Genomic DNA, 2405 nt, shown 5'->3' on the forward strand with positions numbered 1-2405 from the left:
TTGCGGTGTTCGCGTTGCCGAGCGCCACCGCGCCGTTGCCGGTTGCCGTGTCGTTCGCGCCCATCGCCACCGCGCCGTCGCCGCTTGCCGTGTTGCCGGAGCCGATCGACACGGCTTGCCCGCCCGTTGCCGATGCGTTCTGGCCGATCGCGACCGCGCCTGCCGACTGCGCGTTCGAGCCGTCGCCAACCGCGACGCTGCTGGCGCCCGCCGCACTGGCGTTCGTACCTGCCGCGAGGGCGTTGACGCCGGTTGCGCCGTCGTTGTTGTAGTTCGCCTGCTGCGTGCCGTTGTCGTTGACGCTGTAGTAGTGCGTCTTCGAGGCGTTGAGCGCGGTCGAGGTCGACGTGGACAGCGATGCGACCGTGCTGTTCGTCGTGCTCAGGCCGGTGGACAACGAGCCGATGCCGGTCGAGGTCGAGGTGGACAGCGACACGACCGTGCTGTCCGTGCTGCTCAGGCCGGTGGACAGCGAGCTGATGCCGGTCGAGGTCGACGTGGACAGCGAGGTGATCGAGCTGTTCGCCGACGACAGACCCGTCGAGGTCGACGTCGACAGTGAATCGATCGAACTGTTCGCCGACGACAGGCCCGTCGAGGTCGACGTCGACAGTGACGTGATCGAGCTGTTGGCCGACGACAGCCCCGTCGACGTGGAAGTCGACAGTGAATCGATCGAGCTGTTGGCCGACGACAGGCCTGTCGACGTTGAGGTCGACAGCGAGCTGATCGAGCTGTTGGCCGACGAGAGGCCCGTCGACGTGGACGTCGACAGCGAGGTGACCGAGCTATCGGTCGACGACAGACCGGTCGACAACGACGTGATCGAGCTGCTCGCCGACGACAGACCCGTCGACGTGGAGGTCGACAGCGAATCGATCGAGCTGTTGGCCGACGACAAGCCCGTCGACGTTGAGGTCGACAGGGAGCTGATCGAGCTGTCCGCCGACGACAGGCCCGTCGAAGTCGACGTCGACAGTGAATCGATCGAGCTGTTCGCCGATGACAGCCCCGTCGAGGTCGACGTCGACAGCGAGCTGATCGAGCTGTCCGCCGACGACAGGCCCGTCGAGGTCGACGTCGACAGCGAGCTGATCGAGCTGTTCGCCGATGAAAGACCCGTCGAGGTCGAGGTCGACAGCGAGCTGATCGAGCTGTTCGCCGATGACAGGCCCGTCGAGGTCGACGTCGACAGCGAGCTGATCGAGCTGTCGGCCGACGACAGCCCCGTCGACGTGGAAGTCGACAGAGAATCGATCGAACTGTTGGCCGAGGACAGCCCCGTCGAGGTCGACGTGGACAGCGAGCTGATCGAGCTGTTCGCCGACGACAGGCCCGTCGAGGTCGACGTCGACAGCGAGCCGATCGAGCTGTTCGCCGACGACAGCCCCGTCGAAGTCGACGTCGACAGCGAATCGATCGAACTGTTCGCCGACGACAAGCCCGTCGAGGTCGAGGTCGACAGCGAGCCGATCGAGCTGTTCGCCGACGACAGACCCGTCGAGGTCGACGTCGACAGTGAATCGATCGAACTGTTGGCCGACGACAGACCCGTCGAGGTCGAGGTCGACAGCGAGCCAATCGAGCTGTTCGCCGACGACAGGCCTGTCGAGGTCGACGTCGACAGCGAGCCGATCGAGCTGTTGGCGGACGACAGACCCGTCGAGGTCGACGTCGACAATGACGTGATCGAGCTGTCGGTCGAGCTCAGGCCTGTCGACAGCGACGCGATCGCAATGCTCGACGACGAAACCGTGGTCGACAGCGAGTCGACGATCGAATTGGTCGCGTACAGCTGCGAACCGTTAATCGCGTCGGTGCTCGTTGCGGTGATCTGACCCGCTGCGACGTTGGTGACCTGACGTTCCTGGCCCGGTGCGCCGACGCTGACCACGCTGGTCGGATTGCCACCCGCAAATGTCGCGGTGACGCCACCGACCGTACCGGTCGGCGTCGGGTTCGGCGCTGACGTCGTGGAGCCGCTGCCGAGCGCGACATCGCCCGCGTTGTTGGCCACGGCGTTCTGACCGATTGCCACCGTGCCGTTCGCCTTCGCGTTCGCGGTGTCGCCGACCGCGACGCTGCTGGTGCCCGCCGCGCTGGCGTTCACGCCGGCAGCAAGGGCGTTGGTGCCCGTGGCGCCATCGTTGTTGTAGTTGGCCTGCTGCGTGCCGCCGTCGTTGACGCTGTAGTAATGCGTCTTCGCTGCATTGATCGCCGTCGAGGTCGACGTCGAGAGCGACGTGATCGAGCTGGTGGCCGACGACAGGCCTGTCGAGGTCGACGTCGACAGCGACGTGACCGAGCTGTTCGCCGACGAGAGGCCCGTCGACGTGGACGTCGACAGCGAGGTCACCGAGCTATCGGTCGACGAAAGGCCGGTCGACAACGAGGTGATCGAGCTG

The 2405-nt window shown here is 65.7% G+C and carries 1 pseudogene; it reads right to left on the reverse strand.

The features are described from left to right. A pseudogene (locus GQ56_RS45400) lies at positions 1-2405 on the reverse strand (ESPR-type extended signal peptide-containing protein); the annotation flags it as partial.

This window comes from Burkholderia paludis (assembly GCF_000732615.1).
Lineage (GTDB): Bacteria > Pseudomonadota > Gammaproteobacteria > Burkholderiales > Burkholderiaceae > Burkholderia > Burkholderia paludis.